This window comes from Psychrobacter sp. BF1 (genome assembly GCF_019279065.1).
Classification (GTDB): Bacteria; Pseudomonadota; Gammaproteobacteria; order Pseudomonadales; family Moraxellaceae; genus Psychrobacter; species Psychrobacter urativorans.
Genome location: NZ_JAGYWV010000019.1, coordinates 1 through 14,225 on the forward strand (window position 1 = coordinate 1; position 14,225 = coordinate 14,225).

8 protein-coding genes are annotated in these 14,225 nt (G+C 37.3%); all 8 read left to right on the forward strand.

The window, feature by feature from the left end; all coding sequences use genetic code 11:
• Window positions 1-103: 103 nt before the first annotated feature.
• The 8 genes from KZA12_RS14070 to KZA12_RS14105 all read left to right on the forward strand — a co-directional run bounded on the left by KZA12_RS14070 (window position 104) and on the right by KZA12_RS14105 (window position 13,966).
• Window positions 104-1,477, forward strand: coding sequence for a hypothetical protein (locus tag KZA12_RS14070; protein ID WP_218690663.1), 1,374 nt, complete (start codon window positions 104-106; stop codon window positions 1,475-1,477).
• A gap of 99 nt (window positions 1,478-1,576) precedes the next feature.
• On the forward strand, window positions 1,577-2,701 hold the full coding sequence (locus KZA12_RS14075; protein ID WP_256932995.1) for a tetratricopeptide repeat-containing protein: 1,125 nt from the start codon (window positions 1,577-1,579) through the stop codon (window positions 2,699-2,701).
• A gap of 200 nt (window positions 2,702-2,901) precedes the next feature.
• Window positions 2,902-3,768 (forward strand): hypothetical protein, encoded by an 867-nt coding sequence (locus KZA12_RS14080; protein ID WP_218690665.1) that lies wholly within the window; start codon window positions 2,902-2,904, stop codon window positions 3,766-3,768.
• A 1,064-nt stretch (window positions 3,769-4,832) separates the two neighbouring features.
• Window positions 4,833-6,884 carry an anti-phage ZorAB system protein ZorA gene (zorA, locus tag KZA12_RS14085; protein ID WP_218690666.1) on the forward strand — a complete coding sequence of 684 codons (2,052 nt, stop codon included), beginning with the start codon at window positions 4,833-4,835 and terminating at the stop codon, window positions 6,882-6,884.
• A gap of 18 nt (window positions 6,885-6,902) precedes the next feature.
• On the forward strand, window positions 6,903-7,634 hold the full coding sequence (gene zorB1 / locus KZA12_RS14090) for a type I Zorya anti-phage system protein ZorB1 (RefSeq protein ID WP_201622129.1): 732 nt from the start codon (window positions 6,903-6,905) through the stop codon (window positions 7,632-7,634).
• 5 nt (window positions 7,635-7,639) lie between these two features.
• A complete protein-coding gene (locus KZA12_RS14095) occupies window positions 7,640-9,013 on the forward strand; it encodes an EH signature domain-containing protein (protein ID WP_201622128.1) in 1,374 nt (457 codons plus the stop codon).
• Between the two features lie 17 nt (window positions 9,014-9,030).
• Window positions 9,031-12,258 (forward strand): DEAD/DEAH box helicase, encoded by a 3,228-nt coding sequence (locus tag KZA12_RS14100; RefSeq protein ID WP_218690667.1) that lies wholly within the window; start codon window positions 9,031-9,033, stop codon window positions 12,256-12,258.
• 646 nt (window positions 12,259-12,904) lie between these two features.
• The gene (locus KZA12_RS14105) at window positions 12,905-13,966 is read left to right on the forward strand and encodes an HNH endonuclease domain-containing protein (protein ID WP_201622126.1); all 1,062 of its coding nucleotides are present in this window, start codon (window positions 12,905-12,907) and stop codon (window positions 13,964-13,966) included.
• The last annotated feature ends 259 nt before the right edge of the window (window positions 13,967-14,225 follow it).

The following is a 14,225-nucleotide window of genomic DNA, read 5'->3' on the forward strand; positions in this document are numbered from 1 at the left end:
ATATTTATCTTAATATTGATTAAAATATCAATACATTCTTACTTTATAACTTATAGTGATAATACTTCTATAATTAAGCCAAATATGTTCGCAGTTTGATTCGTTGAATCCCATTCATTATTTATACATGTATCAAGGCTTGTCGCAACTAGAGCATTTTTCCGCTAATCGCATGCATCTTGCTAATACACTGGTTCGTAGTCAGCACCTACCACGTTTGGCTATGCAGCTACGCCAGCTGAGTGGTCAGATGCATGACTTTATCAAAGGTGATAATCATATTGACGAGCGTCAGCTATTGGTTAGTCTGGCAGAGCTGAGTGCTTATTTGTACCAATTGCAGCATAGCGATGCGACACAGCTACCAAAGTTACGAGGTAAATTACGTCATACTTATGACACCGATGACAACCGAGCTGATTTGATTTTGCTGCCGTTAGGCGCACGCTGGTGGTTGAGTCATGCTAAAGCACGCGGTTTGACCTTGTATTTTTATGAGCCCAATGAAGACCAGATTATCGAGTTTACCCAAGCTCGAGCGCAAGCACAGGATTTAAATTTTAACAAACAAACAGCTTGGTATAACGCCGTTTGGCTTAGCACGGCTCAAAACCTGATGAACCAGTTCAGCACCTTAGCTAACCCCAGATTCAATGACCATGGTGGGCTTGCAGTCACCGGGAGCAAAGTGCGAGACCACTCTTCGTTAAATGATGATTTTGCCGGCTATCTTAATAGCGTAAAAAAATTGGCCGTTGACGATTGGCAGCATCTACAACAACGCTGGCTACAACAATTGATGGATAATGGCACCGTCAATGAGATTGTAGTGTTAAATCCCGCTAAGATAGGCAGTTTGCAAGTTGATGAAATCGAACAATGCGTTTGGTGGCCGTTAGCCGATCAAAATAATAACCAAGTTCGCCTACGAGTTAATTGGAACGCTAATGATCAGCAGAGTATCGATACTATTGATAAGCTTGAGCGCATCGATAGCTATCTGATTCAAATGATCGTCGCTCAAGTCAGTATGATTGAAAATACCATTGAACTCACTCCAATCTCTTTGATCCTCTCAGATCATTTGTTTCATTTAGACTATAGTCGAGTCCCTACCAAGAAAAATACCTTGAAAGCGTTGCTAACTGGGCAAATCAGCAAGCTTATGAGTAAGAAAAGACGCTTAGTGGAAGTTGAGAGTACTAAGGTTTTGACCTTGAGCCAGCTTATTTGTGAGCCAATTCTAAGCGTATTAGACAGCTTGTCGGCAAGTGGACGATTGCAGCCTACCGAAATGCAAATCAAGCAGCTTCGCCAGCAGCATAGATTAGCGCAAGATGCAGGACTGAGCCTACTAGCTACTAATATTGAATGTTTTTATAAACGTAGAGTAGAGGCAAAGGACATCTTGCAACTGACTTATCTGTGCAAAATATTGCTGTTATTAGAAGCAGAGCTACCGCTAAGTTTTAACTGATAGATTTCATTAAGCTTTGAACCCATAATCTTCAATTAGTGAACGAAATATATGACCTTACATGAAATAAAATTAGCGGTTACTGTTGTTTGTTTTTCTTTGTCATCTATTTCGATAGCCAGCTGTCAGAAAACCAAAAATGACCAGCATCAACAACCGTCTTACGCACAGACATTAAATGAAAAGCATAGTGACGTTATAACGTTACAGAGATTGGCTGAACAAGGCGATACTACAGCACAATTCGATTTAGGGGTTGCTTACGAGAATGGCCAAGGAGTAGCGCAAAACTACGCTAAAGCAATCGAGCTATATACAAAAGCAGCTGGCCAAGGTGACTCAGATGCACAAAATAACTTGGGCAGAATGTACGATGAAGGCAAAGGAGTGGATCAAAATTATACTCAGGCTGTTGAGTGGTACACCAAAGCGGCTAATAAAGGTAACGCCAATGCACAAAACAATCTTGGTTTACTGTATTTCGAGGGTCAAGGCGTAGATCAGAATTATGATCACGCTATTGAATGGTTGCAAAAATCCGCTGAGCAAGGAAATATGGACGGTCAATATAACCTTGGGGTTCTATATAGAGATAGTGATGAAAATCATCAAAGCTATAGTAAGGCGATTGAGCTATTCGAACCGTTAGCTGAACAAGGTCGTTCTGAGGCACAGAATAACCTTGGAGAAATATATCATAATGGTTATGGTGTAAATCGAGATCTCGTTAAGGCTATTCGGTGGTATCAAAAAGCAGCTGAACAAAATAATGCTGAAGCACAATACAATCTTGGAATTATGTATGTCACTGGTCAAGGGGTTGAACTAGATGAATCACAAGCCGTAAGATGGTTCGAAAAAGCAGCGATTCAAGGAAGGATGGAGGCGCAATATAATCTTGCAGTAATATATGAAAAAGGCCTTGGTGTTGATAAAGACTATTCCAAGGCTATGCAGTGGTATCAAAAGGCGGCTGAACAAGGCTTTGTCAATGCTCAAAATAATCTGGGAAGACTATATGACTATGGGGACGGAGTACTTGAAAATGATGCCGTAGCCGTTGAATGGTTTCAAAAAGCGGCTAGTCAAGGACTGCCTGAAGCACAGTATAATCTTGGAAGAATGTATGATTATGGCTATGGGATAAATCAAGACAAAGTTATCGCCAAAGAGTGGTATAGCAAAGCCTGTAATAATGGATTGCAAGAAAGTTGTAATAAATAAGAGGTGAAAAATAAAGCCAAGCTTATTAAGTATAACCAGATATATACTGGTTCCAAACAAGACCCTATTCTTGCAGTAGAACTAAGATTTAAATGGATTGAGGCTACAGAGTGCTTAAACAGATGCAGTTTAACTTTTATCTTCAAGCCGCTTAAATTGAGGTATATAAATATCAATGACCCAAATTCAGGAATTAAGCCATGTCATTTCTTCATTTAAAGTCAGCATTACCTATATTTAAAACGGCAATGGTTTGCACTTTATTAATGAGTACTGTGCAACTGATGATAGGGTGTGACTTACAGCCCTCATCTTCAAATAATGACGGCACTACGCAAAAGAATAATACAGATAAAGACATGGCTGAAAATGATGAGCTGTCTGTCAATCCAACGCCTACAGATACCAGTGCTATGGATAAAGCACAAAATAACGAAGCAGCAGATATAGTTGATGAGCAAATCGTTAGCCCATCAGGTTATCAGAAACTAAGTTTCGGTCAGGTTATTACTCCTGAACTGCTAAGTAGCTTAGGGATGATCAGAGCAAAGAGTGATAATGAACAGTGTTATTACGTCAGTAATCCACAACTGAGCTACGTCGATAAAGAGTACGGTAAACGTGCTTCTGTACTATATCAAATCATAGAGGGCAAAGTTGCCCTGATCAGTATCCAAGATCCAAGCATACCTTTTTATAAAGATATCAAAGTCGGTGATTCCGCTACAGACGTTATGAAAGCTCATAATGACAAGCTTAGTTACGAGGTGGATAAATATGCGGTTGATGGTGATTACTATAGCCTGATTGCTAACGTTAATTTTAAAGTGATAAAACAAAGCTCACTTGGAGAATCTTTAAAGAACGAAAATATTGAGCTTAATAATAAACAGGACAGCTTGCCTCTACAAATTGACTATCATATCAAGGGTGGTCAAAAGCTAAATGATCACACAATTAAAGCGACTGAGTGGACAGTAGATAATAAAGATCTCTTAAAAGGTCAAGTAAAAAGCATCGATATCGGTATACCAGAAGCGATTTATTTAGTTGAAGGCTGCTCTTGAAAATTTATGTGAAAAACTCTGCGTCTAGCTGAGTTTTTAAGGAAAAGCTATTTTTTATAAGATTACTTTGTGAATTGTGCTAGGTTAATGAGTCATCGAACTGTCTAGAATCTTATATGCTGCTTTGACTCTATCTACATTGGGATAGTTTTTATTTGCCAAAATAATAAACCCCAATATCAACAGCGTTATCTAAAAAAATTATACCTTAGCTCTCTATAATATTTTGAATATAGTTTTAGCAACCTTTTTTATTTTTATCAAAATAAATTATGTCATTTATTAATTTATAATATTCCTGTCACCGCACTAATGGGGTAGTTGGTATCTGACAAATATCAAAGATAGGCTACAGAGTAGTTTTCTATAACGTTAAACTGAGTTAAAGACAGTAAGTATTTTGAATATGAATACAAGGACTTTAAGCGCTTCAATTTGCACACGGATATCATTTACCTAGCTTAACAGTTGCGAATGTATATATCTAATTAGATAAAAAAGGTACTCCTTCTGCTACTTTCAGTTCTTTTGTTTTAAAAGTACTTGATTAAGCAAATCAAATATTAATAACAAATGATAAAACATGAGCTGTCCTATAAATATGACAGCATAGATTAACATTCTCGGCTAGATGAATATTCCAATTCTGAATTTGGCTACAAACTTCATTTATTCATCTAAAAGAGCAGACATAAAATCTCCAATCCTAAGGTTGGGATGTTCAAATTTGCTAAGCATTATTAGACTCAAATTACCCCCTATCTGTTATATAAAAAATGGCTCTACTGTATAAGTAGTCTTGAATAAGCCCTCTATTTTTCTTCCTACCATAGTTGCGAATTTCTCAAATCGCCTGTTATTTCATAAATATTATTTACCAATCATTTTCTGGTCATGTGTTTATGTTACTATTCTCTTTTTGTAAGTTACAGCTTGTAATTTAGAGTTTGGATTACTGCGATGGGTGTTGTGGACGTAAATTTTTATTATCAAATCGAGCTGACTATAATTTAGATTTAATTGTGCAGCTTTCAAGCTTTTATTTAGTGGAATAGGTGGTATTGATGGATTGGTTAGGTTTGCCGCAAGAAGTTTATATTTTGCCTATATTAATGGCTGTCTTTATTGGGATTGTTAGTATTATTTTTAGAAAAAATTATACAATACCTGCTAAAGCATTAAATAAGAAGCTCTTACAATTGGTGGATGATTTAGAAAACATCACTGGTCATGCCAATAAAGACTCACTAGATGTTAAATTTGAAGACGACACTCCTTTAAAACAGGCTTGGTTAAGCTATAAAAGAACCTTTCATAAAATTTTTGAAACCAAAGATGGTGAGGACGTTGAAGTAAGATCACTCGCAACCGTGCCAAGTGACATATTTTTTACCGAATCCATCATCGTCGACACCCCCTTAAAAGTAGACTTTTATAAGCATTTGCCGGGTTTGCTCACTGGTATCGGTATTATTGCCACCTTTGCAGGTTTATTAATGGGATTGTGGTCGTTTGATCCTGCGGGTGATCCTGATAAAGTTCAAGATAGTTTGGCTTTGTTACTGACAGGGGTTGCTGAAGCCTTTATGGCCTCTGCAATAGCTATTTCAGCCGCTATGATTATTACTTGGCGTGAAAAATCATGGCTGCGACAGTGTTATGCACATTTACAACGCTTAAATGCTGCTATTGATAATGCCTTTACTTTTGATGATAGTGGTGAAGAGTATCTGGCAAAATTGCTCAAATCCTCTGAAGCCAATGAAGCGAATGCACGACAGCTTAAAGATAGTCTGGTTAATGATTTAAAAACCATGATGATTAACTTGGTCGAAGAAAACAAAAGAAATCAAGCTGCTTTTGCTTTACAACTCAGTGAGTCTTATGCTCAAGTAGGCGCATCAACGGCAGCTCAGATTGGTGAATCTATTAAAAACACATTACAAGAGCCTTTAGATAAAATCGCCTCAAGCGTGCAGCAGGTCAGCGGCGATCAGGGTTCAGCTGTACAAGAGCTTATGACTGATGTGTTAACTGCTTTTATGAGTAAGTTGGAAACGACATTTGGCGGTCAAATGACAGGTATGAGCGAGATGATGACTCAGTCTGTCACGGCTATGCGCGAGATGCAGTCAGGTTTCTCTCAATTAATTACAGATATGCAAACTAACAGTGAAGTGTCGACTAAAACGCTAGAGACTCAAATGGCGGCAATGATGGAGGACATTCATCAAAAACAAAATGAGATGTCTAACCAAATGAACGAAATGGTAGAGAATCTATCTGCGGGTTCGGCTAAAATTGGTGATCAAGGGTTATATGCTGTTGAGCAGTTAAACAGTAAGGTTTCAGAGCTTGTATCAGGTTTAGGTAATTCAATGTCAGACCTGTTATCAAATGTCGCAGAGCAACGTATCGAGCAGGATCGCCAAATATCAGATAATCAACAGAAATTGCACGAGCAGTCGTCTGTACTGATTGATAACTTAGGTAATGAAATTAAAGAGCTCATTACGCATAGCAAAGAAGCGGTTCAAACTCATAAAGAAAACATCCAAAAACTATCTCAAGTGACCACTGATAGTATCACTGGTATGAATAGTGGTGCGGAAAAAATGCGTATAGCTTCTGAACAGTTTACGACGGCTGGCAGCTCACTAATCACAGTGACTGGTAAAACCTCAGAGCTTATTGCACAGGTTAATACGACGTCAACCAATATGACCAGTGCTAGTAGTAACCTTATTGAGTTGATAAGAGATTATAAGAACTCTCAAAATAGCGTTAACCTTGCAATTGAAACACTAGAAACTCTCATTGAGCAGTCAAAGTCTGAAGCTGGCAAGACTAGTCAAATGCTTAATGATATGCAGAATATGACGACGGCTTTAAGCCAAGTGAAAAGGGAGATGCAAGAATATTTAGCAGAAGTTAGTGATGTTCTAGTGAAGAGCTTCGATAGCTTTGGTACTTCCGTTGAAAGTAGTTTAAATCAATCGTTGGTGTCTTTTGACAACACACTTAACCAAGCTGTTCAACGCCTTGCAACTGGTGTTGAAGGCTTAGGTAATGTGGTTGAAGACCTTGAAGATCTTACCCAAAGAACTAGACGCTAATTTTGGAGTGTATCGCTAATGATTGGTAATAGGTACGCTAAAAAACCTCGTTCAAAGGATGAGGGTGAGAAGCCATTTTGGATCTCATTTGCTGACTTAATGACAGCGCTAATGACATTGTTTTTGGTAGTGATGGCAGTATCTTTAATGGTAGTCACTAAGAAAATTAATGAAGCAACACAAGCAGAGAAAGAGCGAAGTTCAGAGATCTTGGATATTTGTACTGGTATTAAAGACGACCCCACTTTAAAGAATCAGCTCATCACAGTAGACTGTAAAGAGAACCGTATAAATTTTGGTGAGGCGGGTCGCTTTGGGTACAACGATTACCGATTGAATGCAGAGGGCATAAAAGCTCTAAGTGCTTTAGTGCCGGTTGTCTTAAAAGCTGCCAATAGTGAAAATGGCAAAAAATGGTTTAAACAGATCGTGATTGAGGGCTTTACAGATACCGATGGATCATATTTATATAACTTGAATTTAAGTCTACGCCGTTCGGAGTGGGTGATGTGTAGCTTGTTAGATCCCACATTTAACCCAGAGCTTAGCTTAACTGATGAGCAAAAAAATCAAATCAAACAGCTATTTCTAGCTGGAGGTGTGTCGTTTAATTCAGCAAAAGACAGCAAAGAAGCATCACGTCGTGTAGAGCTACGGATGCAGTTTTATGGTTTAAAAGAAAAAGAAAGTGCTGAGGCGCAGCCTATTTTTGTTTCTGCCCCTATTGAAACCTGTCAGCTGGCAAGGTAAATGTGATGAGTATAGCTATTTTAAAGCAGAGACTGAATCAAAGTATCGATAGTTTCTCTGAACCTGCGCAAATACATAATAGGTTTGCCAGGCCGAGTAAGTTAATTAAGACGTTAGAAATCATTGAACGTAAGTTTGATGATATGGAGAATATTCAGCCTATCGAAGAAAAAATTGTTAACTCAATTTTAAAATTAGAAAAGCATGGTAAAGACTATCTCACAAAACGCGATTGGAAGAACCTAGCTTGGTCACTCAGTAAGACGTTGCTAAATTATGAGGACAAGATACTTTTTACTTTCAAAGGTAGCGAGCTCATTGAACAATTTAATAAAATGAATCCTGAGTTGCTAAAGGTTGTTTATTTCCCTCTACTTTATAGTTATTTTGCGGTAGAACAAGATGAGATAAATAAACGGCCCAATAACTGGATTCAGCTCAGGAACATTTTAAATACTAATCGCTCTACGTTGTTTCAAGCCACTCTTAGGCCTAAAAAATGGCTTACTACGTTAACTGATCATCCTGAAGTGCTTTCGCTAGATCCTTCCAAAAGATTTATTCGTGACTTTTTATACAATAGCGATGACAGTAGAGTCAGTAGTCAATTAGAAAGCTTAAGCATTGCTCCTAATAGCTGGTTTTGGGATAGCTTGGTAAGCTCATCTATCAAGTCAGTCAAGACGATTAAGGAAGATGACTACTTTAAAGTGATACCACGCTTCTTACTTCTTCTCGAAAAGAATCCAATTTATACCACAGCTATTTTAACGGCTCTACTTGAACGTTATGCTTCTACCTCAAAACGCACACTTGTACATGAAGCTTTAAAGAGTATTTGTTTAACGCAATGGGGAAACCCACAATACGACTCATCAGCAGGTTGGCGCAATGTAAACCCAGATACTAGAAAAATGGTGGTTCAATGGTTTGTAAGAGCAGACTTAGAAAGCTTTTTTACCGTTTTTAGTGGTGGTGCTGATATTCGAAGATTTAATTACTGGATGAGGTTTCTTAAGCAAGTAACGCTCTCAGAAATCTTCTTAAATGAACAGGCAATGTTTTATCCAACAACACAACAAGTAGAGTTTAAAAAAAATAATTTGGGAAGATTTAAAAGGATTACTGGTAAAAGCAATGCTGCAAATGCCTTTATGATTAAAATAGGTGGGTTTTATATAGTAGAGTTCTCTGAAATGAATAATGCAACTTATTTTTATCGCCAAATACCATACTCTTCATTTCAGGAAAAAACACATAAGGTTGATATTACTAGTTTAAAATCAACTTCCCGAGCTGAGTTTTACTTATCACATCAGAGTGTTTGGGAAAATTCTTTTGATCGAAGATTACAAGGTTTAGGAATATTTCCAGATTAAACTTATAGAGTATCTTTATGAAACTAGCATTTTGGAAACGAAATAAAAACGAGCAGACCACAATATCAGAAACCATAGTCAATAGTGTCAAGCCTGCGCCATTGCAATATGATGACATGGGTTTAAAGCACTGCTATACAGCTGTGGCTAAAACTGATGCAGATTTCTACTGGGAGAGTTTAGCTGATGAAGAGCTCGCTTATCAGTCAGATGAGAGATATATATTGCCATGGGAAGAGTTATTTCAGATTAAACAAGATCCTGACCATAGCGATGTCATTAATTTGCTCAACTTGCCGCTATCAAATGATTTATACCCGATAATTCGTAGTGAAAATGGTATAAGCGATTCTAATTTCCAAATTATTCTGGATGGTTGGTGTGATAAAAGCAAGGTTAAGTTTAAAGGCTCAGTCAAACGAACAGGCGCGATTATTAGTCTTACTAGTAAAGAGTATTTATTAAACGAAAGTACTTGGAAGTTATTAGAGAAAATTAAAGAGTTCTCTCGTATTACGGATAAAGATAAATCAATAAATCAAAAGTATTGGGCACAAATACGTGGTTTAGCAAATAAAAGTGAGGCGAACTTAGATGAGTTCCTACGTAAAACCATCGTACTAGCCCCAGATGAGCTGCAACTTAACCTTCGTAAAAACTTGGTTAGTACAGAGTCAGTGGTGGAGGTTCAGCCTGATTTCAAAGATTCGCCCTCGAATTGGTTACAAACTTTTGATAAGTATAATGAAGTGCAAGATGAATATACAATCAGCTTACCAGAAGGTGGCTTGGCACACGTTATCATCGAGCCGCAAGTTAAGAGTGTACTAAATGAAATTAAGAAGATGCCAAATCGACGCATAACTGGCGAGCGTGCACAGACCTTTTTACATAATCCTTTTGCTCAGTTAGGGGAGGATGCGATAGAGGTTATATCTCCAGAGGGCTTTGAACAATCCAAAGAAGATGCAGAAATCTATACCTACCGTTTGCTAGTAGATAAAACCTATGATGAAGCATCGCATTTTAGTTCCGCTCAGTTAACTTTGCACGAAAACTCAAGTAGAGCACAAGACCCTGTTATTTTAGAGCTTTCAAATCTAGCGCAAGCTCAACACTTTGTTGCTACTTATGAGCGATCATCACCTGTGTTCCTATGGGCAGGTTACAGTATAGACAGAACAAACTACTTAGATAATCTGATAGAAGAACTGAAAAGTGATCTAGAAAAAATTCAGCAGTATGATGATGAATTGCAAGCTAAAACAGTGCTAGATTTAAGCAATTACAGCGATAGAGTGATAGGGATTGGTGAAGCTGAGAAACTGAGCTCTGAAGCCATTCAAAAAGATAGTGGCGAATCCGAATGGTTACCACAGAATCTTATAGATGAGTCAGCCGATTTATCTCAATTTACTTCTGATAATACTGATGCCACTACTGAACTACTTGAGCAACGTATCCAGCATGCAGAGGCAGAAGGCGAGAGCTTCGTTCTACATCCGGACAGCAACGTCTCTATTCCATTAGATGATGCAAAAAAATTACTTAATGATCTGCGTGATTCAAAGAGTGATGACCTAGCGGAAAACGACATAGAGCAAGAGCAGCCAAAACCTGATGAAACAAAGAAAAAATCTACCTTATTGATTGCCAATAATATCGATGAGGCTGACTTTACTAAGAAGCGAGCGGAGGTTCTAACTTTTGATGAAAGTAATCGCCCTCAGGCCAGATTGCCATCAAGTTTTAGAAGCCAAGAATTTAGTCTGAAAAAGCATCAGGAGTATGGTATCGCTTGGCTACAAAACCTATATGAGTATGCACCAATTCAGGTAAGCGGCTGCTTATTAGCGGACGATATGGGATTAGGAAAAACTTTGCAGTTACTTTGTTTTATTGGTGAGTACTTAGAAAACACAGAAGATAAAAAGCCTGCATTAGTAGTAGCGCCAGTTTCTTTATTGGAGAACTGGGAGGCTGAAATCAATAGATTTTTTAGCGCAAAGTTTGGTAAGGTTCTAAGCTTATATGGAGATAACTTAAAACAGCGAAAAATACCGAAGCACTTAATATCTTCTCAATTAAGAAATGATTATGGAATAACGAATCTACTTGAAGAAAATTGGTTAGGCGGTGCAGATATCGTATTGACTACTTATGAAACAATGCGAGACCTTGAGTTTTCTTTAGGAAGGGTAGATTGGAGTATCATGATATGTGATGAAGCCCAAAAAATAAAAGTGCCTACTGCAATGGTTACTAAAGCGGCTAAAGCTCAAAAAGCAGATTTTAAGATTGCTTGTACAGGCACGCCTGTAGAAAACTCACTTGTTGATCTATGGTGCTTATTTGATTTCATTCAAGAAAATCTGATAGGTTCGCTTAGCGAATTTAATAAAGAGTATCGACGTCCTATTGAAAAGAAAGACGATGAAGACAACGCGATAATAGATTACCTTCGTAAGTTGATTGAGCCACAAGTATTAAGACGTATGAAGCACGATGTCGCTGAGTTACCAGCAAAACACGAAATTAATGATTGTAAAAATATTCAAATATCAACGTTACAACGCACACTATATAAACAAGTATCAAATGATTATAGACGTTTATCTGAGCAAGGCCATAAAGGCGTTATGTTAAAAGCACTACATGACATGCGAATGATTTGTGCTCATCCTCTAAATTTGCTAGAACAAGCGACTATCAAAGATTCACCTAAAGCTGAATGGTTAATAAAGACTTTAGAGAGTATAAAACAAAAAGATGAGAAGGTTATTATTTTTACTGAGTTCAGGGCTATTCAAGTGTTCTTAAAACGCCTTCTTCTTGAGCGATTTGGATTAAATGTTACTACAGTGAACGGAGATTCCAACACTAACAGCAGAGTAGGCTTAACTCGGCAGGGTATTATTGATAAGTTCCAAGAAATGGATGGTTTTAATGTGATTATTTTATCCACGGTGGCAGTTGGCTTTGGAGTAAATATCCAAAAAGCGAATCATGTAATTCATTATACACGAAGTTGGAACCCCGCTAAGGAGGACCAAGCAACCGATAGAGCCTACCGAATTGGGCAAGATAAAGAGGTTTTTGTTTATTACCCATCTATTGCAGCAGATGATTTTGAAACCTTTGAAATCAAACTGGATAAGCTACTATCAAGTAAGCGTAGTCTTGCTGATGATATGTTGAAGCCAAACGTAGAGCTGACTCAAGAACTGATTCAGTCGATTTATTGATTCATTTTTTTAAGAAAAAGGCGTTTAAACATTGACTATTAATAAATATATTTTAAATGAGTTATATGAATTTAAATACATAGCTGTTGGTACGAAATATATAGTTAATCCATAATAAAACTGGAACGGTAACCCTCCCAAGCATAAGACACTAATCAAATAAAATTAAGCTGCGTAGTTTGATTTCTGTATCGCCATAGATCCCAAGCTAATTTCTTTGAGAGGGTTAAAGCGCTTCGCTCTTGGCGCCTGTAATACCGTCACCTTGCTATCGTTTATCTCAACAATAGAATAGGCCGCTTCAGTCCTGTCGTTTATGTGTCGAATATAAAAGTAGTCATAATTTTATTCGTAGTTCTTATTTGAGGATGAGATTTAAAGTAGTGAAATATTTGATGTGATTAGCATCGGATCAGATAGCTAATAGTAAGTGATCAATTAACATATAAATTGGTAATAGCTATAATTTATCAGATTTTTTGATTAAGTGATCGCCAACCTATGAAATTACATATATGAGGACTAAACTAGGGCTGGCTAGATAAAACAGCTTCATTTATAGGCCAAGCATTACATAATCAAAAGCTTAGTGGTATAAGTCTGAATTACAGCGAGTTAATTAATCGCCCCTCTAAGGATTCTCATAGTGCCCACAGCAGAATTTCAGCTTAACTTCCTAAGACGTATTCAATGGTTGCTTGAATCTAGCTCTTATACCTCGACCTATAAATTTGCATTATTAATCGCAGTAACCAACCTTTCTATAGAGTCTGGGATTAGTGATAACAGTGAATGCTTTATTTCTTATGAGCAGTTAGCAGAGCAGTTTATGCAGCTTTATTGGACACAAGCATTACCGTTCTCAGATCAGTATGGTGAATCTATATTGAAGCAAAGCAGTACAACAGGCCAAGCTAAGGTCATCACTAGTATTTTAACCCTGCAACAAGAAACTAAGACTACTAACTTAAATATAGCTCGGACACATAATGTCAAAAAGTGGCAATCAACTATTAAAGAAATAGCTCGAACCATTAAAAGCAACCCTGCCAAGTATCTACAAAGTGCAGAAGATAAAGTTAGCCGTGAATTCTTCTATATCTATAACTCAAGAGAAAAAGTAATCATATTAAAGTCTGGGATCGCTTACTGCTTTGCGCGTTTTAGTCAGATAATACATAAGCTTTGCCAACAATACTGGACAGAGTTTGTACGGGACAATCGTCACAACCAATTATATTTCAGTAATGACATTGATCTACAAGATTTTTTGTTTAACAAATCGCGTCAAGATCTAAGCTTGTTAGTACCTATACTCAATGAAACTCAGCAGGGTCAGTGTTTCTACTGTCAAAAACCATTAAAAAAAGACATCGAAGTTGATCATTTTGTACCTTGGTCAAAATATCCCAATGATACGACTCATAATTTTGTACTGACTGATCATACATGTAATAACAGTAAACGTGACTATCTGGCTGAGGAGAGGTTTTACGAGAAGTGGTTGAGGCGTAACCAACAATACGGACAAGTTATTGAACAACAAACAGACGGTATTGGCTTCATAAGTAACCAGAAGCGTTCAGAAACTATTAGCCAATGGGCTTACCAAGTAGCTGTAGAGCATGAAGACCTAGTCTGGTCACCAGAATTAAATATGAGGCTACGTACTATCAACCCTGAGCTATTACCCAGATTGAGAAGCTGATACTTTAATCATATCAATTTTATGATTAATCGCTTATTGAAAACTGATGTGGATTTATCACAACCATGCATAAAAATTTGCGTGAGTTGGGCTAATAAAATCATGATTTAAAGTTGTCACAATAGCGGTTTTCAAAATCAAAAAGGGAAAGTATGTCAACCCTGATTATGCTTTTCCCTAATATGTACTATTAAATGCTTGTGACATATTTAGAACATATGACAGAGCAATGCCTTATTTCGATATGATTACAAAATTT

Coding starts and splice junctions, on each gene's coding strand:
- KZA12_RS14080 (WP_218690665.1), top strand. CDS start 2,902: ATGTCATTTCTTCATTTAAAGTCAGCATTACCTATATTTAAAACGGCA.
- zorA (WP_218690666.1), top strand. CDS start 4,833: ATGGATTGGTTAGGTTTGCCGCAAGAAGTTTATATTTTGCCTATATTA.
- zorB1 (WP_201622129.1), top strand. CDS start 6,903: ATGATTGGTAATAGGTACGCTAAAAAACCTCGTTCAAAGGATGAGGGT.
- KZA12_RS14100 (WP_218690667.1), top strand. CDS start 9,031: ATGAAACTAGCATTTTGGAAACGAAATAAAAACGAGCAGACCACAATA.
- KZA12_RS14095 (WP_201622128.1), top strand. CDS start 7,640: ATGAGTATAGCTATTTTAAAGCAGAGACTGAATCAAAGTATCGATAGT.